Source organism: Sanguibacter sp. 25GB23B1 (genome assembly GCF_040012415.1).
Lineage (GTDB): Bacteria > Actinomycetota > Actinomycetes > Actinomycetales > Cellulomonadaceae > Sanguibacter.
On the sequence record NZ_JBDYKL010000028.1, the window covers coordinates 13,819 to 40,756 of the forward strand.

At 70.8% G+C, this 26,938-nt stretch carries 23 protein-coding genes; 15 read left to right on the forward strand and 8 right to left on the reverse strand.

Translation table 11 applies throughout. The features are described 5' to 3' along the window. Positions 1-47: 47 nt before the first annotated feature. Positions 48-254 (reverse strand): hypothetical protein, encoded by a 207-nt coding sequence (locus ABKW26_RS14635; RefSeq protein ID WP_348594515.1) that lies wholly within the window; start codon positions 252-254, stop codon positions 48-50. Between ABKW26_RS14635 and ABKW26_RS14640 the strand changes: the two genes are divergently transcribed. The 5 genes from ABKW26_RS14640 (at position 253) to ABKW26_RS14660 (ending at position 5,373) form a co-directional block, all read left to right on the forward strand. Further along, complete coding sequence (locus ABKW26_RS14640; protein ID WP_348594516.1) at positions 253-1,299, forward strand: NAD(P)-dependent alcohol dehydrogenase; 1,047 nt, start codon at positions 253-255, stop codon at positions 1,297-1,299. The genes ABKW26_RS14635 and ABKW26_RS14640 overlap by 2 nt on opposite strands. A 36-nt stretch (positions 1,300-1,335) precedes the next feature. Next, positions 1,336-2,457 (forward strand): hypothetical protein, encoded by a 1,122-nt coding sequence (locus ABKW26_RS14645; protein WP_348594517.1) that lies wholly within the window; start codon positions 1,336-1,338, stop codon positions 2,455-2,457. Between the two features lie 101 nt (positions 2,458-2,558). After that, complete coding sequence (locus tag ABKW26_RS14650; protein ID WP_348594518.1) at positions 2,559-3,419, forward strand: hypothetical protein; 861 nt, start codon at positions 2,559-2,561, stop codon at positions 3,417-3,419. A gap of 48 nt (positions 3,420-3,467) precedes the next feature. After that, positions 3,468-4,904, forward strand: a complete 1,437-nt coding sequence (locus ABKW26_RS14655) for an HD domain-containing protein (RefSeq protein ID WP_348594519.1) — start codon at positions 3,468-3,470, stop codon at positions 4,902-4,904. A gap of 97 nt (positions 4,905-5,001) precedes the next feature. Then, positions 5,002-5,373: a ribonuclease E inhibitor RraB gene (locus tag ABKW26_RS14660; protein WP_348594520.1), complete on the forward strand. Its 372-nt coding sequence runs from the start codon at positions 5,002-5,004 to the stop codon at positions 5,371-5,373. On the opposite strand, the gene ABKW26_RS14665 is transcribed toward ABKW26_RS14660, so the two are convergent. The 6 genes from ABKW26_RS14665 to ABKW26_RS14690 all read right to left on the reverse strand — a co-directional run bounded on the left by ABKW26_RS14665 (position 5,330) and on the right by ABKW26_RS14690 (position 9,900). Continuing rightward, entirely contained in the window at positions 5,330-6,529 is a 1,200-nt protein-coding gene (locus ABKW26_RS14665) for an MFS transporter (protein ID WP_348594521.1), read from the reverse strand. The two genes, ABKW26_RS14660 and ABKW26_RS14665, sit on opposite strands and share 44 nt — an antisense overlap. Before the next feature lie 65 nt (positions 6,530-6,594). Next, complete coding sequence (locus ABKW26_RS14670) at positions 6,595-6,963, reverse strand: rhodanese-like domain-containing protein (protein ID WP_348594522.1); 369 nt, start codon at positions 6,961-6,963, stop codon at positions 6,595-6,597. Positions 6,964-6,985: 22 nt separating this feature from the next. Beyond that, the gene (locus ABKW26_RS14675) at positions 6,986-7,495 is read right to left on the reverse strand and encodes a DUF4395 domain-containing protein (protein WP_348594523.1); all 510 of its coding nucleotides are present in this window, start codon (positions 7,493-7,495) and stop codon (positions 6,986-6,988) included. Continuing rightward, positions 7,492-8,274 carry a sulfite exporter TauE/SafE family protein gene (locus ABKW26_RS14680; RefSeq protein ID WP_348594524.1) on the reverse strand — a complete coding sequence of 261 codons (783 nt, stop codon included), beginning with the start codon at positions 8,272-8,274 and terminating at the stop codon, positions 7,492-7,494. The genes ABKW26_RS14675 and ABKW26_RS14680 overlap by 4 nt, the downstream gene beginning before the upstream one ends. Positions 8,275-8,286: 12 nt before the next feature. Next, on the reverse strand, positions 8,287-9,699 hold the full coding sequence (locus ABKW26_RS14685) for an MBL fold metallo-hydrolase (RefSeq protein ID WP_348594525.1): 1,413 nt from the start codon (positions 9,697-9,699) through the stop codon (positions 8,287-8,289). 15 nt (positions 9,700-9,714) lie between these two features. Beyond that, on the reverse strand, positions 9,715-9,900 hold the full coding sequence (locus ABKW26_RS14690) for a hypothetical protein (RefSeq protein WP_348594526.1): 186 nt from the start codon (positions 9,898-9,900) through the stop codon (positions 9,715-9,717). 118 nt (positions 9,901-10,018) lie between these two features. On the opposite strand from ABKW26_RS14690, the gene ABKW26_RS14695 reads away from it, so the two are divergent. The 10 genes from ABKW26_RS14695 (at position 10,019) to ABKW26_RS14740 (ending at position 25,347) form a co-directional block, all read left to right on the forward strand. Further along, positions 10,019-10,330: a metal-sensitive transcriptional regulator gene (locus tag ABKW26_RS14695; RefSeq protein ID WP_348594527.1), complete on the forward strand. Its 312-nt coding sequence runs from the start codon at positions 10,019-10,021 to the stop codon at positions 10,328-10,330. A 91-nt stretch (positions 10,331-10,421) separates the two neighbouring features. Next, positions 10,422-11,513, forward strand: a complete 1,092-nt coding sequence (locus ABKW26_RS14700) for a LacI family DNA-binding transcriptional regulator (protein ID WP_348594528.1) — start codon at positions 10,422-10,424, stop codon at positions 11,511-11,513. Between the two features lie 205 nt (positions 11,514-11,718). Beyond that, positions 11,719-13,377: an ABC transporter substrate-binding protein gene (locus tag ABKW26_RS14705; protein ID WP_348594529.1), complete on the forward strand. Its 1,659-nt coding sequence runs from the start codon at positions 11,719-11,721 to the stop codon at positions 13,375-13,377. Positions 13,378-13,480: 103 nt separating this feature from the next. Then, positions 13,481-14,461 carry an ABC transporter permease gene (locus ABKW26_RS14710; protein ID WP_348594531.1) on the forward strand — a complete coding sequence of 327 codons (981 nt, stop codon included), beginning with the start codon at positions 13,481-13,483 and terminating at the stop codon, positions 14,459-14,461. Continuing rightward, entirely contained in the window at positions 14,458-15,429 is a 972-nt protein-coding gene (locus ABKW26_RS14715; protein WP_348594532.1) for an ABC transporter permease, read from the forward strand. The genes ABKW26_RS14710 and ABKW26_RS14715 overlap by 4 nt, the downstream gene beginning before the upstream one ends. Then, positions 15,426-17,111 carry an ABC transporter ATP-binding protein gene (locus tag ABKW26_RS14720; protein ID WP_348594534.1) on the forward strand — a complete coding sequence of 562 codons (1,686 nt, stop codon included), beginning with the start codon at positions 15,426-15,428 and terminating at the stop codon, positions 17,109-17,111. The genes ABKW26_RS14715 and ABKW26_RS14720 overlap by 4 nt, the downstream gene beginning before the upstream one ends. Then, entirely contained in the window at positions 17,108-18,031 is a 924-nt protein-coding gene (locus ABKW26_RS14725; RefSeq protein WP_348594535.1) for an alpha/beta fold hydrolase, read from the forward strand. Before ABKW26_RS14720 ends, ABKW26_RS14725 begins: the two co-directional genes overlap by 4 nt. A 65-nt stretch (positions 18,032-18,096) precedes the next feature. Next, complete coding sequence (locus tag ABKW26_RS14730) at positions 18,097-19,266, forward strand: family 1 glycosylhydrolase (protein ID WP_348594537.1); 1,170 nt, start codon at positions 18,097-18,099, stop codon at positions 19,264-19,266. A gap of 64 nt (positions 19,267-19,330) precedes the next feature. After that, positions 19,331-22,840: a hypothetical protein gene (locus ABKW26_RS14735; protein WP_348594538.1), complete on the forward strand. Its 3,510-nt coding sequence runs from the start codon at positions 19,331-19,333 to the stop codon at positions 22,838-22,840. Positions 22,841-22,857: 17 nt separating this feature from the next. Beyond that, on the forward strand, positions 22,858-25,347 hold the full coding sequence (locus ABKW26_RS14740; RefSeq protein WP_348594540.1) for a glycoside hydrolase family 3 N-terminal domain-containing protein: 2,490 nt from the start codon (positions 22,858-22,860) through the stop codon (positions 25,345-25,347). Here ABKW26_RS14740 and rox read toward each other — a convergent pair. After that, a complete protein-coding gene (gene rox, locus ABKW26_RS14745; RefSeq protein ID WP_348594541.1) occupies positions 25,338-26,792 on the reverse strand; it encodes a rifampin monooxygenase in 1,455 nt (484 codons plus the stop codon). The two genes, ABKW26_RS14740 and rox, sit on opposite strands and share 10 nt — an antisense overlap. Positions 26,793-26,938: the final 146 nt, after the last annotated feature.

The window sequence follows — 26,938 nt, forward strand, 5'->3', positions numbered from 1 at the left end:
AGGCCACCGACAGTGGTTGGCCCCTGCACCATGCTCCATGGTCGATCTCACAGTCGAGCGCGAAGATGCTGCACAGGGCGGGCCTCTGGCAGCAGAGGACAGAGGCGCTCGACGAAGAGCACCGCCAGCACGCCGGTCTCGGGTGGCGTGGACGTGCTGGTGCGCTGCACGATAGAGACCAGGACCGACGACGAGGCGCCACGCCCGTCGAGCTCTCCCTCGTCCACCACTCCTTCCGGATGGAGCTTCACCATGCCCACCACAGTCACCGCCTACGCCGCCACCGCCGCCGACCAGCCGCTGTCCCGCACCACCATCGAGCGCCGCGACGTCGGCCCGCTCGACGTCCGCATCGACATCAAGTTCGCCGGCATCTGCCACTCCGACATCCACACCGCTCGCGCCGAGTGGGGCGGGGTCCAGTACCCGCTCGTCGTCGGGCACGAGATCGCCGGCGTCGTCGCCGAGGTCGGCTCCGACGTCACGAAGTTCTCCGTCGGCGACCGCGTCGGCGTCGGGTGCATGGTCAACTCGTGCGGCGAGTGCGTGCAGTGCCAGAAGGGCCTTGAGCAGTACTGCCTCAAGGGCAACATCGGCACCTACGCCGCCACCGACGTCGACGGCACGCTCACCCAGGGCGGGTACGCCGAGCAGATCGTCGTCACCGAGAAGTTCGTGCTGAACATCCCCGACGGCCTCGAGCTCGACGTCGCCGCACCGCTCCTGTGCGCCGGTATCACCCTGTACTCGCCGCTGCGTCACTGGGGTGCCACGGCGGGCATGAAGGTCGCCATCGTCGGCATGGGCGGGCTCGGGCACATGGGCGTCAAGCTCGCGCACGCCCTGGGCGCCGAGGTCACGGTCCTGTCGCAGTCGCTCAAGAAGCAGGAAGACGGCCTGCGGCTCGGCGCCGACCACTACTACGCCACGAGCGACCCCGACACCTTCAGCGTCCTGGCCAGCTCGTTCGACCTCATCATCAACACCGTGAGCGCGGACGTCGACATCAACGCCTACCTGTCGCTGCTCGCCGTCGACGGAACGCTCGTCAACGTCGGAGCCCCGGCCGCGCCGCTGCCCGTCCAGGCGTTCTCGCTCATCCCCGCGCGCCGCTCCTTCGCCGGCTCGACCATCGGGTCCATCGGCGAGACCCAGGAGATGCTCGACTTCTGCGCCGAGCACGGCATCGGCTCCGAGATCGAGACCATCAGCGCCGACCAGATCAACGAAGCATGGGAGCGCGTCGTCGCCTCCGACGTCCGCTACCGCTTCGTCATCGACACCGCGACGCTCGCCTGACTCGCAGCACCGAGCAGCCCGAGAGAGGGCGAGACCGTGAACGACGAGCAGGCATCGGGAGCGAGCCGCCAGGTCAGTGTTGCGCTGCTGGCCGACCCGGGGCGGCCGCTGCGGCTGGCGCAGAAGGTCGCGCCGGAGCTGCCGGAGCTGCTGGCGGCTGAGCTCGGGGACGACGTCGAGTGGGTGGTCAGTGCCGAGGAGTACTGGGCACCGCTCGACGACGCCGGTGTCATGCACCTGGCCGCGAACGTCGCGGACGTGCGCAAGGAACGCGGGCGGGACTACCTGATCTACCTCTCGGACCTGCCGCGGTACGAGCTGGACGAACCCGTGGTCGCGACGGTGAACACCAGCTACGGCGGGGGGATGGTTGCCGTTCCCGCGCTCGGCCTGAGCAGAGCGAGCTCCGTGTGCCGGCTGCTGGTGCGCATGGTGGGCAGGCTGCACTCCGATCCCGGCGACCACGACGGAACCGTTCGAGCCGACACGCTCCTCCAGCGCGTCGCGACCGTCGACGCTGATCCTCAGGGGATCGACCCAGAAGGACCAGGCTCGCAGGACACCGTCCGGACGCTCAAAGGTGTCCTCGGGCGCGTCGTGGTCCTGGCGGGCATGGTGCGGAGCAGCTCGCCCTTGAGGCTCGTGCCGCGCTTGTCCTCGGCCATGGCCGGGGCGATCGCCACGGCGGCCTTCGGCATCTTCTACACGAGCATCTGGTCGATGGCCGACTACCTCAGCGCCGGGCGGCTGCTCGTCATCAGCCTGCTGTCTGTCGTGACCATGACGGTCTGGCTCATCGCCTCCCACGGGCTGTGGGAGGCCCCGGAGGGGGACCATCGGCGCGAGCGCCGCATCCTCTACAACGCGGCCACCGTGACGAGCGTCCTCATCGCTGTGGCGACCATGTTCCTGGCGCTGTTCGCGGTCGTGCTGCTCGGGGCGTTGGTCGTCATCGACGTCGACTACCTCGAGGAGAACATCCGCGACCAGGCCGGCTTCCTCGACTACGTGAGCCTCGCTTGGCTCGCGTCGTCCATGGGGACGATCGGGGGAGCCGTGGGCGCGAGCTTCAGCGATGCAGAGGTGGTTCGGCGGGCCACCTTCAGCAACCGCGAGTTCGCGAGACGGCAGACGGCGCAGGGATGGGACGACGAGTAGGAACCCTCGTCCCCTTCCGACGGATCTGGCCGCTACCGTTCGGAACGCAGGGGCCGCAACCTGGCCTTCCCCTTCATCCCCGTCCTGAGAGGAGCGAGCCCATGGACCTCGAGAGCGCCGCAGACGAGCTCTACGGGCAGCCCCTGACCGAGTTCGTGCCCACCCGGAACCGCCTCGAGAAGGACGCCCGGGGGAGCGGAGACCGGCCGCTCGCGCAGGCCGTCCGCGACCTGCGCAAGCCCTCCCAAGCAGCGTGGGCGGTCAACCAGATCGTCCGGCAGAGCCCCGAGATCCTCGACGACATCCTCCACCTCGGTGACGATCTCCGGACCGCACAAGAGGGCGGCGACACCCTCGGGCTCCGCCGGCTCGCCGCCCGCCGCCACGACCTCTTCGCGACGCTCCGACGCCGCGCCGAGGAGCTCGTCGCCGAGGACGGACGGCAGCTCGGCACCGCTGCCGCCCTCGCGCTCGAGAGGACCGTCGGCGCCGCGATGTCCGACCCGCGCGCAGCGGAGGTCGTACGCTCGGGACTGCTCGTCGTCGACCTCGAGAACGCCGGCTGGGGGCTGATCGACCTCGACGGGGCGCGTGCGAACGTCGAGCGCCCGGCGAGCGGTCGCGCGCGCGAGAGCGCCGAGGGGCAGGACCCGGCCGCGGCGCTCCGCGACGCCGAGGATGCGCGCGCCCGTGCGGAGGACGAAGCGGCCCACGCGGCCACCACGCTCGACGAGGCGAAGGCCGCTCTCGACGCCGTGGCGACGGCGCAGCAGCGCCTCGCCGACCGCAAGGCAGCGCTCCTCGCCGAGCTGCACGACCTCGAGGCAGGGGAGGAGCGCACCGCCGACGAGATGAGGTCCGCGCGCAAGGCGCAGGCCGATGCCACGCGGACTGTCGCCCGCACGGCGCGGTTGGTGGAGCGTGCCCGCCAGCGCGTCGAGGATCTGACGAGCCGCGGCTGAGCCGGCCGCGGTTGGGAGCGGGCTGCCTGACGCGTCACCATAGGCGATATGAGTACCCGCTCCGCCGACACCCACGGCATCCTCGCCGGACGACCCGCCGAGATCCGTCGTCCGGCCGCGATCCCGCTGACGGCCGCAGCCACTCGCGTCCTCGACGCGATCACCGGAGCTGGCGGCCACGCGCTCCTCGTCGGCGGCTGCGTTCGCGACGCGCTGCTCGCCCCGGGGACGTCGCCGAAGGACATCGACATCGAGGTCTACGGACTCGGCCAGGATGCCTTGTTCGCTGCGCTGTCGCAGGTCGCTCGGGTCGACGAGGTCGGCCGAGCGTTCTCCGTCCTGACGATCCGCACGCGCGGCGAGTCGCTCGACGTCGCGCTGCCACGCCGCGAGGCGCGCACGGGCCCCGGCCCCGACGACGTCGAGGTGGCGGTCGATCCCTTCGCGAGCCTCGCGGAGGCGTCCGCGCGCAGAGACCTGACGATCAACTCCCTCGCCTTCGACCCCGCGACCGGTGAGGTCATCGACTGCTGGGGCGGGCTGGCCGACCTCGACGCGAGGATCCTGCGCCACACGACCCCGGCCTTCGCCGACGACCCGTTGCGTGTGCTGCGCCTCGCACGCTTCGCCGCACGACTCGGCTTCGCCGTGCACCCGTCGACCGTCGCGGTGGCCCGTGGGCTGTCGTCGCGCTTCGTCGAGCTGCCGACCGAGCGCGTGTGGGGGGAGTGGTCCGCGATGGCGGCGTCGGCCGCTCAGCCGTCAGCGTTTCTCGACGTCCTCGAGGCGACCGGGTGGATCGAGCACGTCCCCGAGGTCGCCGCCCAGCGCGGCATCCCGCAGGACCCGCGCTGGCACCCGGAAGGCGACGTCTTCGCCCACAGCCGCCTGGCCGCCGACGCCGGAGCCCGCCTCGCCGACGAGGCGGGCCTCACCGGCCAGGACCGCGCGGTCATCGTCCTGGCGTCGATGCTCCACGACGTCGGCAAGGCCGACAGCACCCAGCACGAGCTCGACGGCAGGATCACCTCGCACGGCCACGACGAGTCCGGCCGCGCGATCGCTCGACAGCTCCTCGTCCGCATCGGCGCCCCGCGAACCGTCATCGACCGCGTGCTGCCGCTCGTCCGCGAGCACATGGTCGCCACGACAGTGAGGGACCCGTCGATGTCGGCCGTCCGTCGCCTGGCCCGACGCCTGGACCCGGCCACGATGCTCGAGTGGGCACTCGTGACCGGTGCCGATCGCGGCGGACGCGGAGCGGCCAGCGGCCCCGGGAACACCGAGCGGTGGCTCGAGCTCGCCGAGCGCGCGGGCACGACCCGCCGCCCGACAGCGGCGATCCTCACCGGACGGCACCTCATCGACACCGGCAGGAACCCAGGCCCAGAGTTCAAGAGCCTCCTCGCTGAGGCGCTCGCCGCTCAGGACCAGGGCGAGTTCACGACCGAGGACGAGGCGCTCGCCTGGCTGGCTGCCCGGTGAGGAGTGTCGTGCGACCAGGCCGCAAGGATCTACGACGCGCCGGCAGACACGCACGGAGTGCTCCGCTAGCCGTATGACCTGCGTGCATACTCTTCCCATGACACGAACCTCGACGATCGACGAGCAGCTCTCGGAGTGGACCGCGCAGCGCGACGTGCGGATCGAGAACGACGACGACCTCGCCGCATCCCGGTCGGTGGAGCACTTCGCATCCTTTCGTCGCCGCGCCGCAGCCGAGACCGCGGCGGAGGCACTCCGAGCGGCAGGGTTCGAGGTCGTCATCGGACGGCGCGCCTTCAAGACGCTGCTGGAAGCGACGCGAGCCGAGACCCTCGGCGACGGCGACGTCGAGGCATTCCTGACCGTCGTCGTCCCGATCATCGAGAGCAGGGGCGGTGACTACGACGGCTGGGGAGCACTCATCGTCAAGTCCGGCGCCGCACCCCAGCCCGCACCGGACCGAGCGTGAAGAGCAACGTCGCCAGCGCTGTCACCGCGAGGAGCGCGAACCCCAGGTCGTAGTCGCCGTTCAGCTGATACACCACACCCATGAGCAGCGGCGGCACGAAGCCGCCGAGCCCGCCCGCGGCACCGACGACACCCGTCACCGCGCCGACCTTCTCCGGCGGAGCCACGGCGGCGACGAGGGCGAACGTCGCGCCGGACGAGGCTCCGAGAGCGACGGCCATGCCGAGGAACGCCACGGTGCCGATCGGGACGAGGTCCGGCTTGAAGGCGATCACCGACGCCAGCACGGTGACGAGCGCGAACGACGCGACGGAGACCGGGATCGCGCCGACCCGGTCCGAGAGCGCCCCACCGAGCGGTCGGCACAGGACCGCCAGCACGACGAAGCCTGCTGTGCGCGCAGCGGCGTCGGCGGTCGTGAGGTCGTACGCGTTCGCGAGGAACGTCGGAAGGTACACGGAGAAGGCGACGAACCCACCGAACCCGACCGCGTACAACCAGGACAGCTGCAAGGTGGCGGGCAGCCGCAGCGTGGCCCACGTCCGGGTCAGCAGGCTGCCCACGGCCCCCGGCGTGCGGCCCGGTGCGTCACGCAGCGCTAGCCACGACACCACCGCGTACACCGCCAGCACGCACGCGACGATGATGAACGGCAGAGAACGTCCGCCCGCGTCCGCGAGCCTGACGGTGGTGAAGGCCGAGATCGCCGTGCCGCCCATACCGATGCCGAAGATCCCGAGCGCCGTCCCGTGGCGTGCCGGCGGGTACCAGGCGTTGACGAACGGCACGCCGATCGCGAACGCCGTGCCTCCCAGGCCGAGAAAGAACCCTCCGACGAGCAGGGCGGCGAAGGAGTCGGCGACCAGCCCGACGAAGAGGACCGGCAGGATCGTCAGCCCGATGACCGACGGGAACATGATTCTCGCGCCGAGACGGTCCGTGAGCGCGCCGACCGGGATCCGACCCAGCGAGCCAACGATCACCGGCACGGCCACGAGGACCGCCTGCTGGACGTCCGTGAGGTCGTAGTCGATGCCGTACGCCTTGCCGAGCGGGCTGATGAGCGCCCACGCCCAGAAACCGACCATGAAGCCGGTCGTGGCCAGGACGAGCTGCGTCGTTGCGCCGCGAGGTGCCACCAGATCGTCCTGGGTCATGGCCTCCACGGTAGGACAGGCGGCGCCGCCCGGCTCGCTCAGAGCATCGTCATCCTCGAGCCTCGTCAGCGGACGATCGACAGCTCCGTCGTCTCGGCGGCCTCGTTGATACCGCCGAGGTCGGTGACCTCCGTGAGGCCTGCTTCCGCCATGAGTGCGACGGCCTGGCCGGAGCGGTTGCCGGACGCGCAGTAGACGAGGTACTCGGTGTCCGGGTCGAGAGTCGGGAGCGCCGCGGAGAGGTCGCCGCCCGTGAAGTCGAGCAGCTCGGCACCCTCGAGGTGGCCTTCGGCGTACTCGGCGGCGGTTCGCACGTCGAGGATGACGGCGTCGTCGGGCACGGCGACGGCGGCGGGCTCGGACTCGTCTCCGCCGCAGCTCGCGAGCGTGAGGGCGAGCAGGGTGACTCCGACAGCGGACAGGATGCGGTTCATGGTTCCTCCAGTGTGACGCGGATCAGGGGTGGACGGCGCAGGTGTCGCCGGAACAGTGCTGGGGTGGGGTCCGGGTGAGCACCCGCTGCAGGGTGCAGCCGACGCAGATGCCGAACGCCGCCTCGAGGAACAGCAACGACAAGCACACGGCGCACAGCGCGAGCGTCAGCCCGAGCGGCGCCGCCAGGAGCCCCGTGCTCGCGCACGAGACGACCGCCAGCGCGAACCCGAGCCACCACGCGAACGCCTTCTGCGGCGCGCCCACCCATTCTGGATGCTGACGGCGGACGAGCAGACGCCCCAGCGCGAGAGTCGGTGACCAGCGGTCGCTAACCGCGACGCGCAGGTACATGTCGACGAGGAAGACCATGCCGAAGGGCTGGAGCGGGCGGATCGTCCCCGACGCTGCGGCGAGGCCGAACCCGACCGCCCCCGCGAGGAAGAGCATCCCGGCAGCCGCGCGGACGGCGCGCTCGTCGATGACTGGCACGGTGAAGCCCGGCAGTACGACGCCGATGTGCGGCGACGTCATGAGCCGGTCACCAGAGACAGCACGGCGGGCAGCTCCTGCGACAGGACCACGACGCCCATGACGAGCACGAAGATACCGAAACCCTTCCGCAAGGCCTTCTCCGGGATGCGCCCCGCGAGCATGGTCCCGACGAACGAGCCGGCGATGGCGATCGCCGTGAAGGCCAGGACGATCGGCCACTGGATCTGCACCGTGAAGAGGTAGCCCGCGAGCCCGGCATACGACTTCATAGCGATGACGAGCAGCGACGTCCCGATCGCGACAGCGACGGGCAGGCCGCCGAGCAGCGTGAGCGCAGGCACGACGAGGAAGCCCCCGCCCGCCCCCACGAGACCCGTCGCGACACCGACGGCGAACCCGTCGAGGACGATGCGCGCGAGCGGTCGCGACGGCGGCGCCTCAGGCTCCGACGACCCCTTGCCGTTGCGGATCATGGCGGTAGCCGTCGCGACCATCATCACCGCGAACAAGAGCATGAGAACGGTCCCGGGGATGTACCCACCGACGAGACCACCGGTGAAGGCGCCCGCCATGCCGGCCGTCCCGAAGACGAGACCCATCCTCCAGCGGACACGACCCGCACGACCGTGCGAGATGACGCTCACCGCGCTCGTCGTGCCGACGATGAACAAGGACGCGGCGATCGCCTCCTGCGGGTCCATGCCGAGGACGTACGTGAGGATCGGGACGGTGAGGATCGATCCGCCCCCGCCCAGCAGCCCGAGAGAGATGCCGACGAGCACGGCGAGCAGGAGCGCGACGACGACGCTGAGTTCCATTCCCCGGCCGCGCTACGCAGCGACCGGGACGTTCCCCGGGATCGCTGTCCACCCGAGGTAGGACCCGTCGAGCTCGGCCACGTCGTAGCCGAGGCGGCGCAGGGCGCTCGCGGTGACGCTGTTGCGCACACCGCTCTGGCAGTAGGTGACGATCGTGCCGTCGTGGGGGAGCCGGTCGAGCGCCCAGAGTGCGCGGCCGCCGCTGAGCTGTTCAGCGCCGGGCAGGTGACCCGCTGCGTACTCGGTCTTGTTCCGCACGTCGAGCAGGAGCGCGTGCGGGATCCCGTCGAGGTCCTGCGGTGCCACCACGGACGGCTTCACGAGATCGAGGCCGTCGAGCGAGGTCGTGTACCCCGCGACGGTGTCGATGCCGACCCGGACGAGGTGGTCGCGCAGCGCCTCGGCCTCCGTGGCATCTCCGGCCAGGACGACGAGCGGCCGCTGCTCCACGTCGGGGTCGACCACCCAGGCGCCGTAGCTCGCAGCCTTCGCGACACCCGGGATGTTCAGGGAGCGGTCGACGGTGCCCTCGTGCACGGCGCTGTTGTGACGGGTGTCGACGAAGATCACCTCGTCGTTCTCCAGCGCCGCAGCCAGGTCGTCGGCCGTGTACTCGACCAGCGCCGGCAGCTTGCCGATGACGGCGGGGCCGACCCGGTTCTGCACCTTCATGCGCGCGAAGTACGCGTGCGCGTCGGGCTGGCCGGCGAGGAGCTCGTCGATGAAGCCCTGCTCGTCGTCCTCCTGGACGTAGCCGGCCCACCAGGAGAAGGTGCGCTCGTAGCCGACCGTCGAGGTCGGGATCGCGCCCAGCGCCTTGCCGCACGCGCTCCCGGCGCCGTGAGCGGGGAGCACCTGGACGTAGTCGGGCAGCGTGAGGAAGTGGTCGCGCAGGCTTGCGAAGAGGTCCCGTGCACCCGCGAACCGTGTGTCGACACCGCCCGCGGCCTCGTCGAGCAGGTCCGGGCGACCGACGTCGCCGACGAACACGAAGTCGCCCGTGAGCATGAAGCCGGGCGCATCGGCCTGTGCACCGTCGGTGACGAGGAACGACAGGTGCTCCGGGGTGTGCCCCGGGGTGTGCACCGCACGCACGGTGATGTTGCCGAGGGTGATCTCGTGACCGTCCTTCATGCGCACCGCGTCGTCGAACACGCTGCCGTAGGTCCAGTCCGGGCCGCCCTCGTCGGAGACGTACGTCGTGGCGCCCGTCCGCGCGGCGAGCTCTCGGGTACCCGAGAGGTAGTCGGCATGGATGTGGGTCTCGGTGACGGCCGTGATCCGCATGCCGTTCTTCTCAGCGATCTCGAGGTAGACGTCGAGATCACGGCGGGGGTCGACCACGACGGCCTCGCCCTTCGCCTGACAACCGATGAGGTAGCTCGCCTGGGCGAGGTCCTCGTCGTAGATGCGCTCCAGCAACATGGTGTTCCTCTCGTCTCAGCGGCCGAACATGCGGGCGAAGAAGCCGCCGCGGTTCGAGCTCGCGGCGTCGACCTCGGCCGTCGTGTGCTTCCCGTTGCACCACTGCGCAGCGGGGACGGACTGCCTGACCGACTGCACGTGCTGTCCGCAGCCCGCCCAGGTCGTCTTGCTGCACACGCGGCAGGTCGTTGCTCGGCACATGTCGGATCTCCTTGCGTCGGTCGGGGGCACGTCTCGATGTTTGATACCCCCTGGGGTATGCCAAACGATACCCCCTGGGGTATGTTCGATGTCAACTCCACCGACGAAAGGGGCTCTCATGACCGACGCGGCCCGCCCCGCTGCACCCCCAGCAGGACTCCCAGCACCGCTCCCGGACGACGAGGCACGACGCAAGATCCTCAACCGCCTCCGCCGAGCCCACGGACAGCTCGCCGCAGTCATCGCAGCCGTCGAGGACGACGTCCACTGCCGCGACGTGGTCCAGCAGCTCGCGGCAGTCACCAAGGCGCTCGACAAGGCCGGCTTCCTCGTCATCTCCACCGCGCTCAAGGAGTGCCTCACCGACCCGGACGCCGACGGCGTCACCTCGCCCGTCGAGCTCGAGAAGCTCTTCCTCTCGCTCGCCTGAGCAGCGCAGTGCGCCGCGACGCACCCCACGGCCGCGCGCTCCCGGCGCAGCCGTGTCGTAGGATCGACGCCGTGACGAGACGGGGGTGCTGATGCCGAAGGCTCCCACCGTCTACGACGTCGCCGACCTCGCCGGGGTGTCGATCGCGACCGTCTCCCGCGTGTTCCGCAAGCCCCACGAGGTGTCGCAAGCGACGAAGGACCGCGTGCACGCCGCCGTCCTCGACCTCGGCTACGTGCCGAGCGGGAGCGCTCGCAGCCTCGCTGCGCGCCGCGCCGGTGCGATCGGCCTGTGCTTCCCCGACTTCGACGGGATCGACGGCGGGCCCGCCCCGATCGCCTACGCCGACGGCCCCGTCCTCGCGCAGCTCGACCCGCCCGACGACGTCGAGCCGACCGGGGACCTCTACATCAGCGAGGTCATGCTCGGCACCGAGATCGAGGCGTGGCGGCACGGCATGGCCGTGACCATCGCGGTGGCGCGGGGGGAGCGGGGCTCCGAGATCTTCGACAACCTCGCCGGTCGCGTCGACGGCATGGTCACGCTCTCGCGGACCGTCCCCGACCGTCTGCTCGCCCACATCGCCCGCCGCATCCCCGTCGTCGTCATCGCCGGGCCGCGTGCGGGGGACGAGTACGACCACATCAGCACCGACAACGTCGCCGGGATGCAGGCGATGACCACGCACGTCCTCGACGTGCACGGGGTGCGCGACGTCGCGTTCGTCGGAGGTCCCGCAGACTCTCCGGACGACCACGACCGCTTCGAGGGCTTCCGTGCCGCGCTCCTCGCCGTCGGGATCGAGCCGCCGGCCGAGCCTCTGCTGCGCGGTGACTTCACGCGGAGCCTGGGGCGCGTCCTCGGCAGGCGCCTCGTCGACGCCGGACCGTTGCCGCGCGCCCTCGTCTGCTCGAACGACCAGACTGCCCTCGGCATCCTCGACTCCCTGCTCGCCGCTGGTGTGCGTGTGCCCGAGGACGTCATCCTCACCGGTTTCGACGGGATCGACGCCTCGGAGATGTCACGCCCACGGATCACGACCGTCCGCCAACCCATGCGTGAGCTGGGACGAGCGGCGGTGGACACCCTACTCCGCAGGCTCGGCGACCCGCGGATGCTCCCGCAGACCAGGACGCTGCCGGTCACCGTGCTGCTCCGCGAGAGCTGTGGTTGCCTCGCCTGACCCAGGCGCCCGACGTCACGGCTGACGCGGGGCGAGCCGCCGGCCGCCCGCACCCTCGACCCGTCCAGCACCATCCGTCAGGCGGCTTGCACTCTCCGATGTATGCGCATACATTGCTCAGGACAGCATGACTCGCCGACGCGATCCGCACAGGTGCGCACCGCCCGGACGACGTGACGAAGATGACACGAAGGAGACGACAGCCATGACCGATGGCACCCGTCGGACGCGTACGCGCCTGACCTCCGCGCTCGGACTGGGGCTCGCAGCAGCCCTCGCCCTCAGCGCCTGCGCGGCACCCGAGAGCGGAGCGGGCGGCAGCGCCGGCTCCAGCTCGCTCATGCTCGCCGCCGACAACGGCTCTCCGACGTTCACGCGCAACTTCAACCCGTTCGTCATCGAGAAGCGCAACATGGCGCTCATCATCAACGAGCCCCTCATGGTCGTGAACGCCCTCGACGGCACGTCGACGAACTTCCTCCAGTCCGACTTCACACAGCCCGACGCGAAGACGATCGTCTCGACCGTCCGCGAGGGCGTCACCTGGAGCGACGGCGAGGCCTTCACCGCCGACGACGTCGTCTTCACCTACAACCTTCTCAAAGACTTCCCGGCCCTCGACTCGACCGGCATCTGGTCGCGCCTGGAGTCCGTGACCGCCGAGGGCCAGGACGTGACGTTCACGCTCAAGGCCGAGGACTCCTCAGCCGCGATCGTCGTGCTGGCCGTCCCCATCGTCCCTGAGCACATCTGGTCCCAGCAGGCGGACCCCGTCATCTTCACCAACGAGGACCCCGTCGGCACCGGGCCGTACGTGCTGGGCGACTTCAACGCCAACCAGTACACGATGGAGAAGAACCCCGACTACTGGCAGGCAGACAAGGTCGCCGCCGAGGAGCTCGTGCTCCCCGCCGCCAACTCTCAGCTCGAGGTCGTCAACAACGGCTACGACTGGGCCTACGCCTTCATGTCCGACGTGGAGAACACCTGGGGCGCGGCCGACGAGGGCAACCACTACTGGTACCCCGCCGGCGGCACCGTCGGCATCGCGCCGAACCTCACCAAGGCTCCGTACGACGACGTGAACTTCCGCAAGGGCATGTCCCTCGCGCTCGAGCGCGACAGCATCGCCGACAACGCCTCCGAAGGGACGGTCGGCGCGGCGGGACAGCAAGGTCTGCTCCTGCCCACCCAGGAGGAGTGGCTCACCGACGCCATCCCCGACGAGGGCATGGTCACCCAGGACACCGCGGCCGCCGAGGCAGCCTTCGCCGAGGCCGGCTACACCCTCGAGGACGGCAAGCTCGTCGACGCCAGCGGCACGCAGGCCACGATGACCATCACGACGCCGAACGGCTGGACCGACTGGCTGCGCGCCGTCCAGGAGATCCAGAAGCAGTACACCGCCATCGGCATCGACGTGAAGATCAACCAGCCGCAGCCCGCCGCGTACTTCGAGGCGGTCCAGAACGGCGACTTCGACGTCGCCATGACGTCCTTCGGTGGCAACGGCTCGGTCTACCAGGGCTACTACAACCTGCTGAGCTCGGACTTCTACCGCCCGCTCGGGGAGAACGCCCCGTCGAACTACCAGCGGTACTCCAACCCTGACGTCGACGCGCTGCTCGTCGAGTTCCGCACGACGGTCGACGAGGACCGCCAGAAGGAGATCGCCGGCGAGCTCCAGGAGGTCATGTACAACGACGTCCCGATCATCTCCGTCTACTACGCCGGTCTCTGGGGCCTCACGTCCGACAAGAGCTTCACCGGATGGCCGGACGCCGACAACCCCTACATGACGCCGACGCCGTACACCTCGGCTGCGCTCGTCGTCCTGACCACCATCACGAAGGTGGACAGCTGAGCCGTCCTGTCACAGGACCTCTGACCGCTGGGCGAGGCGCGCGCCCCCTCGCGCCTCGCCCAGCCCGCTGTACCCACCACCTCCCGACGAAGGCGAGCACCCCGTGTGGTATCTCCTGCGCAAGCTTGGCTTGCTGCTCCTGACGGCGTGGGCCGCGATCACGCTGAACTTCCTGCTGCCGCGGCTCATGCCCGGCTCCCCGGCTGACGCAGCCGTCGCGAAGCTCGCGCAGAACGGTCCGGTCGACCCTGCGACCCGCGCGGCCATCGAGGCTCAGCTCGGTGTCCCCACCGGTGACGCCTGGTCGCAGTACCTGCAGTACCTGGGCAACGTGTTCCGCCTCGACTTCGGGGTGTCGTACACGTTCTTCCCGCAGGACGTGTCCACCCTCATCATGAACGCGCTGCCCTGGACGCTCGTCATGGTCGGCCTCGTGACGATCATCGCCTTCATCTGCGGGACCCTCCTCGGTGTCCTCGCCGCCTGGAAGCGGGGGACCTGGCTCGACACCCTGCCCACCCTCGGTGGGACGTTCACCTCGGCCTTCCCGTACTTCTGGACCGCCCTGCTGCTGCTCTTCTTCCTCGGGTACGAGCTCAGGTGGTTCCCCACCTCCGGGGCCTACGGACGCGAGTCGACACCGAACCTCTCCCTCGCCTTCATCAACGACGCGATCGGGCACGCCTGGCTGCCGGCCCTGACGATCCTCATCACCTCGCTCGGTGGGTGGATCCTCGGCATGCGCAACAACATGATCAACACCCTCGGTGACGACTACGTGACCTTCGCCGAGGCGAACGGCCTGCGCAGCCACACCGTGGCGATCAAGTACGCGGCCCGCAACGCGATCCTGCCCAACCTCACCGGGTTCGGCCTCGCCCTCGGCGGTGTCGTCGGCGGCTCCCTGCTCGTGGAGCAGGTGTTCAACTATCCCGGCGTCGGCTACCTGCTCTTCAACGCGGTGACCAACCAGGACTTCCCGCTCATGCAGGCCCTGTTCCTCATGATCACCATCAGCGTGCTCATGGCGAACTTCTTTGTCGACATCTTGTACGGACTCTTGGATCCGAGGACCCGCCGATGACCGTCCCAGCGAACCTCCCGCAGCCCACGGGCTCGACACCAGCCCACCGCACGCCCGCGGGCGCCGACGGCTCCACCGTCGTCCCGGCAGCGCACGGACCGGCCTCGCCGCTGCGCGTCCTGTCCCGCGGCGCATCGACGATCTGGAGCAACAAGAAGGCCCGGATCGGCGTCGTCCTCCTCGCCGTCTTCATCCTCATGGCGGTCTTCGCCCCGCTCGTCGCGCCCTACGGCGCGAGCGAGAACGGCTTCGGCCGCAACCAGGCACCCTCCGGGTCGCACTGGTTCGGCACCACGGCCGCCGGCGAGGACGTCTTCTCCCAGGTGGTCTTCGGCGCCCGGATCTCCGTCCTCGTCGGCTTCATCGCCGGGTTCCTCTCGACGCTCATCGCCGTCGTCGTCGGTCTCTCGTGGGGCTACATCCGCGGACCGCTCGCCGACGTCATCAACTTCGTCGTCAACCTCGTCCTCGTCATCCCGGGACTGCCGCTCATGATCGTCATCGCGGCCTACCTGCAGAACGGCGGCATGACGATGATCATCTTCGTCGTCGTCATCACCGGCTGGGCCTACGGGGCACGCGTGCTCCGCTCCCAGACCCAGTCGATCCGGGGCCGGGACTTCGTCACCGCAGCCCAGTTCTCCGGCGACGGCGCAGCCCGCATCGTCTTCCGCGAGATCCTCCCGAACATGACGTCGCTCATCACCGGCAGCTTCTTCGGAGCGGCGACGTCCGCGATCCTCGCCGAGTCCGGCCTGTCCTTCCTCGGGATCGGCGACACGACGACGGTGAGCTGGGGCTCCATGCTCTTCTGGGCCTCCAACTCCAACGCCCTGCTCACCGGCCAGTGGGTGCTCCTCTTCGCACCTGGCCTGTGCATCGCGCTGCTCGCCACGTCGCTCACCCTCATCAACTTCGGGGTGGACGGACTGTCCAACCCCCGCCTACGGGAAGGATCGGGACGATGAGCCTCCTCGAGGTCAACGACCTGTCGGTCGTCTACGAACCGCGCGGCGCCGAGCCGACCTACGCGGTCAAGAACGCCTCCTTCTCCCTCGAGCGCGGCGAGTTCGTCGGCCTCGTGGGGGAGTCCGGCTCCGGGAAGTCGACCCTCGGCTTCGCGGTCACCCGCCTCGCCAAGGCACCGGCCCGCATCTCCGCCGGCGCCATCCTCTTCGACGGCCGCGACATCGCAGGCATGGACACCGAGGAGCTGCGCACGCAGCGCCAGGGCGGCTTCGCCATGGTGCTCCAGTCGGGCATGAACGCGCTCAACCCGGTGCGCTCGATCCGCAAGCACTTCGGCGACATCTTCGCCGCCCACGGCCACGTGCCCAAGGCGAAGCGGCTCGCCCGGGCCCACGAGCTCGTCGAGAAGGTCGAGCTGCCCCGCACGGTCCTCGACCGCTTCCCCGGCGAGCTCTCAGGCGGCATGCGCCAGCGCGTCTCCATCGCGCTCGCGCTCTCGCTCGAACCCCAGCTCATGGTCTTCGACGAGCCCACCACCGCGCTCGACGTCCTCGTCCAGCACTCCGTCATGGGCACGATCCGCGACCTGCAGAAGTCCGAGAACTTCACGGCCCTGCTCATCAGCCACGACCTCGGCATCGTCCTCGAGTCGACGTCGCGCGTCATGGTCATGAGCGAAGGCGTCATCGTCGAGGACGGCACCTCGCAGCAGATCCTCCAGTCCCCGCAGCACGAGTACACCCAGATGCTGCTCAGCCACTACGCCGACCCGCGCGCCGAGGTCGTCGAGGTGCCAGGGCTCGTCGTCCGCGGCTCGACGATCTCGACGACCACCACGAGCGCTCCGGCCCCAGCGGCAGCGCGCCGAGCCGGACGCCCCGAGTCGACCGCCATCGTCGTCGACGACGTCACCAAGGTCTACAAGGCGCCGCGTCGTGGTCAGCCAGCGGTGACCGCAGTCGACCACGTCTCCTTCACCCTCGAGCAGGGCCAGTCCATGGCGCTCGTCGGGGCTAGCGGCTCGGGCAAGTCGACGCTCGCCAAGCTCATCACGGGCGTGGAACGGCCGACGTCGGGCGCGATCCACTTCGGCGACGCCCGCGTCGACACGCTCCGGCGCAGAGGGCTGCGGGAGCTGCGCCGCGAGGTGCAGATGGTCTTCCAGGACCCGTACTCCGCGCTCAATCCGCTGCACACGGTCGAGTACGCGCTCATGCGGCCCGTCGTCAACTACACGGGGCTGACCGGGGCCGCGGCACGCACGCGCGTCCTCGAGCTCCTCGAGACGGTGGGGCTCACGCCCGTCGAGCAGTTCGCGGCGAAGCTCCCGCACCAGCTCTCCGGCGGGCAGCGGCAGCGCGTCGTCATCGCCCGCGCGCTCGCCTGCGACCCGCAGGTGATCATCGCCGACGAGCCCGTCTCGATGCTCGACGTGTCCCTGCGCGCCGGTGTCCTCGCCCTGCTCGACGACCTGCGGGTGACGTTCGGCGTCTCGATGCTCTACATCACCCACGACCTGCTCTCCGCACGCCTCGTGACCGACCAGATCATGGTCCTCAACGCCGGCCGAGTCGTGGAGTCCGGGCAGACCGCCCAAGTGCTCCGGTTCCCCGAGGACCCGTACACGATGGAGCTCCTCGAGGCGATCCCGCAGCCGCGGCGGGCCGGGTCGGGCCGATGATCCGCCCCGGCCAGGCCTTCGGTTCCCTGGCGCTCGCGGACGGGGTCGAGCCGCTCGTCCTCGACGTCGGGGTCGGCGCGCTCACCGCGCTGCGTGCCCGGCCGCGGGACGGCGCCGGGCTGCCGGTGCCTGCGCGCGGCAGCGTCGTCCTCGTGCCCGGCTTCACAGGGTCCAAGGAGGACCACCGCCTGCTCCTGCCGCTCCTCGCGGAGCACGGCTGGGACGCGTGGACGTACTCGCAGCGAGGCCAGGCGGACTCCGTCGCACCCGTCGGCACCGGGGCGTACCGGCTCGCCGACTTCGTGGCTGACGCGCTCGAGGTCGTCGACCTCGTCGCCCAGGCGAGCGCCGGGGAACCGGCCGGCGGCGACGCACCCGTGCACCTGCTCGGGCACAGCTTCGGGGGAGTCGTCGCGCGGGCCGCAGCCATCGCTCGGCCCACCGCGGTCGAGTCGCTGACGATGCTCTGCTCGGGACCCCACGGGTGGCCGGACCGCAAGGCCGACATCGAGGCGCGTCTGCTCGACTCCGACGGCGTCGACCTGTGGCGCCTCGACAACCCCGACCGCGCCGACGCACCCGACGCCGACCTCACCGAGGACGAGCGCTTCCTGCGAGAACGCTCCGCCCGCACCTCGACCGACAACCTCCTCGGCGCGATCACCATCCTGCGCGACCCCGTCGACACGACCCCCGCCCTGGCCGCCACGGGCCTGCCGGTCCTCGTCGCCCACGGCGTGGACGACGCCGCCTGGCCCCAGGTGTGGCAGGCCTCCATGGCCGAACGCCTCGGTGCCCGCTACGCGGTCATCGAAGGGGCTGGGCACCTGCCCAACGTCGAGAACCCGGCCGAGACTGCGGCCCTCCTCGACGCGTTCTGGGCGACAGTCCCCGCGCGCCGCGCACCCACCTCTTCCTGACGCACCGACTCCCGCACGCCGGTCGACCCGCACCGCCCGGCCCACAGACCTAGCGAGGCACGCACATGCTCCACTTCCCGGAAGGATTCCGCTGGGGATCCGCGACGGCCGCCCACCAGATCGAGGGCAACAACACGAGCTCCGACTGGTGGCGCCGTGAGCACCAGGCCGGTACGACCATCGCCGAGCCGAGCCTCGACGCCTGCGACAGCTACCACCGCTTCCGCGAGGACATGCAGGTGCTCGTCGACGCCGGCCTGAGCATGTACCGCTTCTCCGTCGAGTGGGCCCGGATCGAGCCCGAGAAGGGCTACGTCTCCCAGGCCGAGCTCGCCCACTACCGCCGCATGATCGACACCGCGCGGGAGCTCGGCCTCGAGCCGATGATCACGCTCCACCACTTCACCATCCCGCAGTGGTTCGAGGACGAGGGCGGCTGGCGCGCGCCCGACGCCGTCGAGCGCTTCGCCTCCTACACCCGGGCCGTGCTCCCGATCCTCGACGGCGTCGAGTGGGTCTGCACCATCAACGAGCCGAACATGGTGGCCATGATGGCCGGCGGGGACGGACAGGGCACCACCCTGCAGGCCTTCGGACAGCCCGGACCCGACGTCCACGTCGCGCAGACGCTGCTCGAGGCCCACCGCGCCTGCCAGGCCGTCCTCGCCGAGGCGGGAGACTTCCGCACCGGATGGACGGTCGCCACCCAGGACTTCCAGCCCGAGCCCGGCTGCGAGGAGATCGCCCGCGACTACGGCTACCACCGCGACGCCTGGTACCTCGAGATGGCCGCCGGCGACGACTGGGTCGGCGTCCAGGCCTACACGCGCACGAAGATCGGCCCCGAGGGACCCCTGCCGATCGCGGACGGCGCCGAGACGACCCTCACCGGCTGGGAGTTCTACCCCCGCGCCCTCGAGGACGGCATCCGCCTGTCCCACCAGATGGCACCCGGCGTGCCCGTCTTCGTCACCGAGAACGGCATCGCGACCGACGACGACACCCGCCGCGTCGCGTACATGCAGGGAGCGCTCGAAGGCCTGCACCGCGCGATCAGCGACGGCATCCAGGTCGAGGGATTCCTCTACTGGAGCCTGCTCGACAACTACGAGTGGGGCTCCTACGGACCGACCTTCGGCCTCGTGAGCGTCGACCGCACGACCTTCGAGCGGACGGTCAAGCCCAGCGCCCGTTGGCTCGGCGAGGTCGCCCAGGCCAACGCGCTCACCGTCTGACGCTCCTCGCCCTCTCGCTGCTCTGCACTACCTGCACCCGACGTCCGAAAAGGGATCTCTCCTCGTGACCACGCACACCGCCCACTCGTCCGCCACCGACCCTGCCCCGGCGGGGGTCGCGGTCCTGTCTGCCCCCAGCAGCCCGGCACGACCCGCGCCGTCGGCTGGTGTGCTCCAGGCGGGCACCACCCGCATCGAGCTGACCCCGGGCGGTGACGTGCGTGCCATCACGCACGGGGAGTCGATGCTCGTCAACCAGTACGTGCCGAGCGACCACGACGCCATGGTGGGCGGCGTCTTCCTGCGGCGCCACGGCGTGGACGCCGCAGGGGAGCGCACCGTCGAGGGTGAACCGCTCGTCGGTGGCCGCGCAGCCGGCGCGTTCGCCGTGAGCCCTGCCGGCGCCCGGTGGTCGGGTCAGGCCCTCGGGGCACGCTACGCGGTGACGCTCACGCTCGACCCGAGCGGTGAGCTCTGGGTGTGGCGGGTCGACCTCGAGGCCGGCGACGCGGCCGCCCCGGGCACCGTCTACGACGTCGTCGTCGCGCAGGACCTCGCGCTCGCACCCGTCGGGACGGCCCTCAACAACGAGCCGTACATGAGCCAGTACATCGTCCACCACGTGCTCGACGACGTCCGCTCCGGCTCCGTCGTCGCGAGCCGGCAGACGATGGCGACAGCCCCTGTCCTGCCGCTCACGGTGACCGCCATCGTCGAGGGAGCGCGTGCGCACCTCACCGACGGGTTCTCCTTCTACGGCCTCGACGCGAAGCTCGACGGCCGCGCCCACAGCCTCGACGTGCCCGACTGGGACTCGCTCGTCTACCAGTACGAGCTCGCCCTCCCCGTCCTGCTCGGCCCCGAGCTCGACCTCAGCACCCCGCGCACGGTGCACGCCGTCACCGCCGTCGTCGCGGACTACCGCGGCGAGCTCGGCGACGCTCTCGACGCGGTGCCGGGACTGCTCGACCGTGCTGTCGCGCTCGCGGCGGGCGCCGCGCCCGACGTCGAGGACAGCGCATCGGAGGCGCCCGCGCCGTCGCGCTCGTTGCTCGTCTCGGCGCCCCTGCTCGCCGGGCGTGACCTCTCCGAGGACGAGCTCCTCGCCCTCGGGAGCGCATCGGCGCACACCGATGCCTCGGCCCGGGTCCTCCAGCCCGAGCGGGACGAGGACGGACGTCTGCTGTCCTACTTCACGCCCGAGGCCACCCACGTCGTCAGCCGGGCCAAGGAGCTTGCCGTCGAGCGACCGCACGGGCACGTCCTCAAGGCCGGCTCCGACGTCACCCCGAACGACAACATCCTCTCCGCGACCACGTACGCCTACGGCGTCTTCGCGTCGCACGTCGTCGTCGGCAACACGACCGCCAACCGCTTCGTCTCCGTCCAGCGCAACCACCTCAACCTCCTGCGGTCCTCGGGCGTGCGCGCGCTCGTGCGTACCGGAGCCGAGTGGCAGCTGCTCGGCGTCCCGTCCGCACTCGTCCTCGACCTCGGTGGCGTCCGCTGGGTCTACGAGACCGAGGCGGGTCGCATCGAGGTGCGCACGACGGCGAGCCACGACGGCCGCGCCATCGAGGTGCGCATCGACGCCGACCGATCTCTCGACATCCTGCTCACGGCGGACGTCGAGCTCGGCGACCAGTCCTGGACCGCGACCCGGGCGCTCGACGGTCGCGCGCTCGTCTACACCGCCGACGCCGGGACCGACGTCGCCGAGCACTGCCCCGATCTCGCGTACGTCCTCGCGAGCCCGACCGGCCGTCTCGGTGACGACGCACCGCTCTTCGCCGACGGCCGGTCGCGCGGGACGGCCCTGACCACGGCGGCGTTCGACGCGACGACGTCCGCGACGCTCGTCCTCACCGGCGACCTCGACGGAGCCGACCACGCGCTCGCGCAGGCGGAGGCTGTCCTCGCGCAGCCGCTCGACGTCGCTGCCGAGCTCGCCGGTCACCGTGCGTACATCGCCGAGTACACGCGCAACCTCCGGGTGGAGACCGACGGTCGCCTCGCCGAGGTCAACCTCCTCCTGCCCTGGTTCACGCAGAACGCCCTCGTCCACTTCCTCGTCCCGCACGGCCTCGAGCAGTACTCCGGCGCCGCCTGGGGCACCCGCGACGTCTGCCAGGGGCCCCTCGAGCTCACGCTCGCCTTCGGCCACTTCGACGCCGCAGCCGACATCGTCCGCCGGGTGTTCGGGCACCAGCTCGCCGACGGCACGCTCCCGCAGTGGTTCATGTTCGACGCCTACGGCGAGCGGTACGCCGACGAGGCGCACGGCGACGTCGTCGTCTGGCCGCTCATGGCGCTGGGGGAGTACCTCACGGCGACCGGCGACACCGCGATCCTCGACGTCGAGGTGCCCTTCTGGGACGGCGAGCTGCGCCGCCCGGGCACCGCCGCCGTGCCGATCGCCGACCACGTGCGCGCCTCGCTCGACTACATCCGCGGCCACCGCGCCCCAGGTACCCAGCTGCTCTCGTACGGCGAGGGCGACTGGGACGACACCCTCCAGCCCGCCCAGGCCTCGATGAGCCGCGAGATGGCGTCGGCGTGGACGGTCGCCCTGCTCTTCCAGGCGACGAGCACCCTCGACGCCCAGCTGCGCGGCACTGCGCACGAGGCGCTCGCGGACGAGCTCGCCGCCGAGGCGGCGACCATCGCGCACGAGTTCACCGAGCGTCTCGTCATCGACGACGTGCTTGCCGGCTACGTCGTCTTCGCCCCCGAGGGCCCGTGGCCGGTGCTGCACCCGAGCGACGACCGGACCGGGTTGTCGTACCGCCTCATCCCCATGACCCGGTCGATCATCGCCGGGCTCTTCACCCCGGACCAGGTGCTGCGCCACGAGAGCCTCGTCGAGGAGCACCTGCACTTCCCCGACGGCGTGCGCCTCATGGACCGTCCCGCGCCCTTCCACGACGGGCAGACGCGGTTCTTCCGCCGCGGCGAGCAGGCCGCGAACTTCGGCCGCGAGGTCGGGCTCATGTACACCCACGCCCACATCCGCTACACCCAGGCGCTCGCGACGCTCGGCCGGGAGCGGCTCGTCGCCGAGCTGCTGCGCATCAGCCCGGTCGGCCAGTTCGAGCGGTTGAGCACGAGCCTGCCGCGCCAGCGCAACTGCTACTACTCGTCGTCCGACGCGGCCTTCACGGACCGCTACGACGCTGCCGCGAACTTCGACCGTCTGCGCGACGGCACGGTCGGGGTCAAGGGCGGGTGGCGCGTCTACTCCAGCGGACCGGGCATCTACCTGCGCCAGCTGGTGCAGGGGGCGCTCGGCATCGTCGAGCGCGCCGGCTCGGTGGTCGTCGACCCCGTCCTCGCTCTCGAGGACGACGGCTTGACGATGAGCATCGACCTCGTCGGCGAGCGACGCACCGTGCGCTTCCACGTCGAGCCCGGCAGCGGGGGAGTCCGTGTGCTCGCCGACGGGGCGCCCCTCACCGGGGTCGAGACCGCGGCGCACTACCGTCGCGGCGGGCTGTCCCTCACGGCGGACGACCTCGCCGGGGTGTCGGTCCTCGATGTCCACGTAGGCGTCGACCGCAGCACCCTCGAGGTCTGATCATGGAGAATCGTCCGATGGACTCGACGACGGACAGCCCCGGCCAGACGCTCGCACCAGGGGAGCAGGAGCTGGCGCAGGCGTCCACGCACCTGGTCGACACCGACACGTTCGTCGACCCGGAGCTCGCGGCGCTGTGCCGGGAGTCCGCCGCCGACGGCGCGGTCCTCCTCCGCAACGACGGGACGCTCCCGCTGCGCGCGGGTGCGCGCGTCGCGCTCTTCGGTCGCGTCCAGATCGACTACTTCGCCGTCGGCTACGGCTCCGGCGGGGACGTCAACGCCCCGTACTCGTGGAACATCCTCGACGCGCTGCGCGACGGCGACCGGGTTGCCGTCGACGCCGAGCTCGCCGAGACCTACACGCGGTGGTGCGCGGCGAACGTGCCCGACGAGGGGACATGGGGGAACTGGCCGCGCTACTTCGACGAGATGCCGCTCGACCGCGAGGCCGTGCAGGCCGTCGCGGGGCGAACGGACGTCGCCGTCGTGGTCATCGGCCGGGCCGCAGGCGAGGCCCGGGAGAACACGCTCAGCAAGGGCAGCTACTACCTCACGGACGCGGAGCGAGCGCTGCTCGACGCGGTCACCGCCGAGTTCACGCACACGGTCGTGGTCCTCGACTGCGGGAACGTCATCGACCTCGCCTGGCTCGAGGAGTACGGATCGTCGATCTCCTCGGTCCTCTACGCCTGGCAGGGCGGCATGGAAGGCGCGCGAGCCGTCGCGGACGTGCTCACCGGGGCCCAGGTTCCCGGCGGACGCCTCACCGACACGATCGCGCGTCACTACGTCGACTACCCGAGCGCGCAGAACTTCGGCGGGCTCGAGCACAACGACTACGCCGAGGACATCTACGTCGGCTACCGGTACTTCGAGACCTTCGCCACCGACACCGTCCTCTTCCCCTTCGGCTTCGGCCTCGGCTACACCACGCTCGACGTGACGACGACGGCCGCGGTCGGCGACCAGGACATCACCGTCGAGGCCCGGGTCAGCAACACCGGGACTGAGCACCCGGGGACCGAGGTCGTCCAGGTCTACGTCCAGGCACCCGACGGCGTGCTCGGCAAGCCCGCCCGGACGCTCGCGTCCTTCGCGAAGTCGCAACGGCTCGCACCGGGTGAGAGCGAGACGGTGCAGCTCACGGTGCCAATCTCCTCGCTCGCGTCGTACGACGACTCCGGAGCGACCGGTCACCGGTCCGCCTACGTCCTCGAGGCCGGGACCTACACGGTCCACGCCGGCACCGACGTGCGCACCGCGACCGAGGTCGCGTCCTTCACGATCGACGAGCTGCGGGTCGTCGAGCAGCTGACCGAGGCGTGCGCCCCGGCCACGGAGCACCCCTTCCAGCGGATGACCCTCGACCGGGACGCCGCAGGCCGCGCGGTCGTCGGGTGGCAGGACGTCCCGACCCGGCAGGTGTCGCGGCGCGAGCGGATCGAGGCGCGCGACGTCCCGGCGCTGGAACCGACCGGGGACCAGGGCATCACCCTCGCCGACGTCGCCGACGGGACCGCGACGCTCGACGCCTTCGTGGCACAGCTGTCCCACACGGACCTCGAGGCGCTCACGCGCGGCGACCTCGTCATGGACAGCCCGCTCGGCGCGGCCGGGAACGCCGGCGTGCTCGGCGGCATCACCGAGTCGCTCCGCGACCGGGGCGTCCCTCCCGTCACGACGACGGACGGCCCCTCCGGCATCCGACTCTCCGCCTACGCCTCGCTCCTGCCGTGCGGCGCTGCGCTGGCCTCGACGTGGAACGCCCCGCTCGTGCGGCGGCTCGCCGCGCGCCACGGCGCGGAGATGGTTCGCAAGGGCACCCACGTGCTGCTCAGCCCCGGGATGAACATCCACCGCGACCCCCTCTGCGGACGCAACTTCGAGTACTTCTCGGAAGACCCGCTCGTCACCGGCCTCATCGCCGCGGCGGTCGTCGCCGGTGTCCAGGAAGCGGGCGTGGCCGCCTGCCCCAAGCACTTCGCGTGCAACAACCAGGAGACCAACCGCAACCTCAACGACTCGCGCGTCTCCGAGCGAGCCCTGCGGGAGATCTACCTCCGCGGGTTCCAGATCTGCATCGCCGAGGCCCAGCCGCTCACGCTCATGACGTCGTACAACAAGATCAACGGTGTGTGGTCGCACTACAACGACGAGCTGTGCACGACGATCCTGCGCGACGAGTGGGGCTTCGAGGGCACGGTCATCACCGACTGGTGGATGCAGCACGCCGTCGACCCCGACTTCCCGGCTCTCACCGACGACGCCTACCGCGTCCGGGCACAGGTCGACGTCTTCATGCCCGGCGGCTGGTTCGACCACGTCTCCGGCGACTTCGACGCGACCGCGGCAGCCTCCCTGCTCGACTCGCTCGCGCGTCCCGACGGCATCACGCTCGGCGAGGTCCAGCGCACCGCGCGCACCGTGCTCGGGCTCGTGCTGGCGCTGCCCGTGCTGCGCGAGGAGATCGTCACGAGCTCGGAGAAGACGGTTCGTCAGTCCTGAGCGGCGGGCCTCACGCTCGACCGCGCCGACTGTCCGAACCACGTCTCGATCTGACGCTCGAGCGTGTGCTGGTCGTCGCCGACCCACACCGCGTAGCCGTCGGGCCGCAGCAGGACAGCGGGCGCGTCGAGCTCCTCGCTGGTGTCGACGAGGTGCACGACCCGGTCCTGCCAGCCCGCGACCGAGAGACGGCCGCCCGGGTCGAGGAGAAGACCACGGCCCTCGTGCATCTGCGCGTAGAGGTGCCCGCGCCCCAGCTCGACGTCCCGCAACCGTCGACCGAGCAGCGGGTGGCCCACGCCGACGTCGTAGCGGATGCCGATCGCGGTGATCTTCTCGACGAGGCGACGGTTGACGTCGTCGATGTCCATGAGCTCTGACAGCAGTCGGCGTACCGCCTGGGGTCCTGGTTCGGTGGACAAGAGCTCGCTCTGCGCCCGGGCGGTGCTCAGCACGTCGGCTGCCACCGGGCGGCGCTCCGACTCGTAGGTGTCCAGCAGACCGTCCGGTGCCCAGCCGTCGATCTCGGCGGCCAGCTTCCACCCGAGGTTGAACGCGTCCTGGACACCGAGATTGAGCCCTTGCCCGCCGAGCGGCGGGTGGACGTGCGCGGCATCTCCTGCCAGGAGCGCGCGACCGACCCGATACCGCTCGGCGAGCCGGGTCGCGTCGCCGAAACGGGACAGCCAGCGCGGGGAGTGGACACCGAGGTCGGTGCCGGCGACCGCCCGCAGCCGAGCCTTGAGCTCGTCGAGCGTTGGAGCGGCCGCGCGGTCCTCCGTCACGCCCTCGGCCGGCACGACGACGCGGAACACCCCGGGGCCGGAGGGGCCGGCGCCGAACCCTCGCTGAGTCGTCCGGACACGTGCGACGGTCGCGGCCAGCTCGTCCGGCGGAGTGGTCACCTCCATCTCGCCCAGCAACCACTCGGTGCTCGCGGCCTCGCCCGGGAACCCGACACCGAGCAGGGCGCGCACCGTGCTGCGTCCACCGTCGCAGCCGACGACGTAGCGCGAGCGCAACCGTGTCCCCTCAGCAAGCTCGACGGTGACGCCCTCGTCGTCCTGGGTCAGCGCGACGACGTCGCAGCCGCGCCGGATCTCGGCGCCGACCTCCGTGGCGTGCTCCGCCAGCAAGCGGTCCGTGGTGGGTTGGGGGATGCCCAGGATGTAGCCGTGCGCCGTGTCGAGGTCGTCGGGCAGCGGCTTGTCGATCCCCGCGAAGTACCCCGCGAGCGGATACCGCGTTCCGTGCTCGAGGAAGCGCTCGAGCAGCCCGCGCTGGTCGAGGATCTCGATGCTGCGCACGTGCAGGCCGAGCGACCGCACCTGGCCGGTGGGCTCGGTGTCCCTGTCGAGCACGAGCACCTGCACGTCGTGCAGGCGCAGCTCGGCGGCCAGCATGAGGCCGGTCGGGCCGGCACCGACGATGATCACGTCGATCATGTGAGGACCTTCCATCTCGCTCGCCTGATCCCTGGTCGGGGCCGGAGAAGGACAGATCGTCTCGCGTCACAGGGGGCTTGCGGCAAGCCCCTACCACGGGCTTACTGTGAAGGTGGCGGCATCGGCCAGGGGACAGCGGCGCCCCC

Excerpts from the sequence above, each read along its gene's own strand:
- ABKW26_RS14655 (WP_348594519.1), top strand. The coding sequence starts at position 3,468 with ATGAGTACCCGCTCCGCCGACACCCACGGCATCCTCGCCGGACGACCC.
- ABKW26_RS14675 (WP_348594523.1), bottom strand. The coding sequence starts at position 7,495 with ATGACGTCGCCGCACATCGGCGTCGTACTGCCGGGCTTCACCGTGCCA.
- ABKW26_RS14690 (WP_348594526.1), bottom strand. The coding sequence starts at position 9,900 with ATGTGCCGAGCAACGACCTGCCGCGTGTGCAGCAAGACGACCTGGGCG.
- ABKW26_RS14725 (WP_348594535.1), top strand. The coding sequence starts at position 17,108 with ATGATCCGCCCCGGCCAGGCCTTCGGTTCCCTGGCGCTCGCGGACGGG.
- ABKW26_RS14660 (WP_348594520.1), top strand. The coding sequence starts at position 5,002 with ATGACACGAACCTCGACGATCGACGAGCAGCTCTCGGAGTGGACCGCG.
- ABKW26_RS14665 (WP_348594521.1), bottom strand. The coding sequence starts at position 6,529 with ATGACCCAGGACGATCTGGTGGCACCTCGCGGCGCAACGACGCAGCTC.
- rox (WP_348594541.1), bottom strand. The coding sequence starts at position 26,792 with ATGATCGACGTGATCATCGTCGGTGCCGGCCCGACCGGCCTCATGCTG.
- ABKW26_RS14695 (WP_348594527.1), top strand. The coding sequence starts at position 10,019 with ATGACCGACGCGGCCCGCCCCGCTGCACCCCCAGCAGGACTCCCAGCA.
- ABKW26_RS14700 (WP_348594528.1), top strand. The coding sequence starts at position 10,422 with ATGCCGAAGGCTCCCACCGTCTACGACGTCGCCGACCTCGCCGGGGTG.
- ABKW26_RS14685 (WP_348594525.1), bottom strand. The coding sequence starts at position 9,699 with ATGTTGCTGGAGCGCATCTACGACGAGGACCTCGCCCAGGCGAGCTAC.
- ABKW26_RS14650 (WP_348594518.1), top strand. The coding sequence starts at position 2,559 with ATGGACCTCGAGAGCGCCGCAGACGAGCTCTACGGGCAGCCCCTGACC.
- ABKW26_RS14640 (WP_348594516.1), top strand. The coding sequence starts at position 253 with ATGCCCACCACAGTCACCGCCTACGCCGCCACCGCCGCCGACCAGCCG.
- ABKW26_RS14720 (WP_348594534.1), top strand. The coding sequence starts at position 15,426 with ATGAGCCTCCTCGAGGTCAACGACCTGTCGGTCGTCTACGAACCGCGC.
- ABKW26_RS14740 (WP_348594540.1), top strand. The coding sequence starts at position 22,858 with ATGGACTCGACGACGGACAGCCCCGGCCAGACGCTCGCACCAGGGGAG.
- ABKW26_RS14680 (WP_348594524.1), bottom strand. The coding sequence starts at position 8,274 with ATGGAACTCAGCGTCGTCGTCGCGCTCCTGCTCGCCGTGCTCGTCGGC.
- ABKW26_RS14730 (WP_348594537.1), top strand. The coding sequence starts at position 18,097 with ATGCTCCACTTCCCGGAAGGATTCCGCTGGGGATCCGCGACGGCCGCC.
- ABKW26_RS14670 (WP_348594522.1), bottom strand. The coding sequence starts at position 6,963 with ATGAACCGCATCCTGTCCGCTGTCGGAGTCACCCTGCTCGCCCTCACG.
- ABKW26_RS14705 (WP_348594529.1), top strand. The coding sequence starts at position 11,719 with ATGACCGATGGCACCCGTCGGACGCGTACGCGCCTGACCTCCGCGCTC.
- ABKW26_RS14715 (WP_348594532.1), top strand. The coding sequence starts at position 14,458 with ATGACCGTCCCAGCGAACCTCCCGCAGCCCACGGGCTCGACACCAGCC.
- ABKW26_RS14635 (WP_348594515.1), bottom strand. The coding sequence starts at position 254 with ATGGTGAAGCTCCATCCGGAAGGAGTGGTGGACGAGGGAGAGCTCGAC.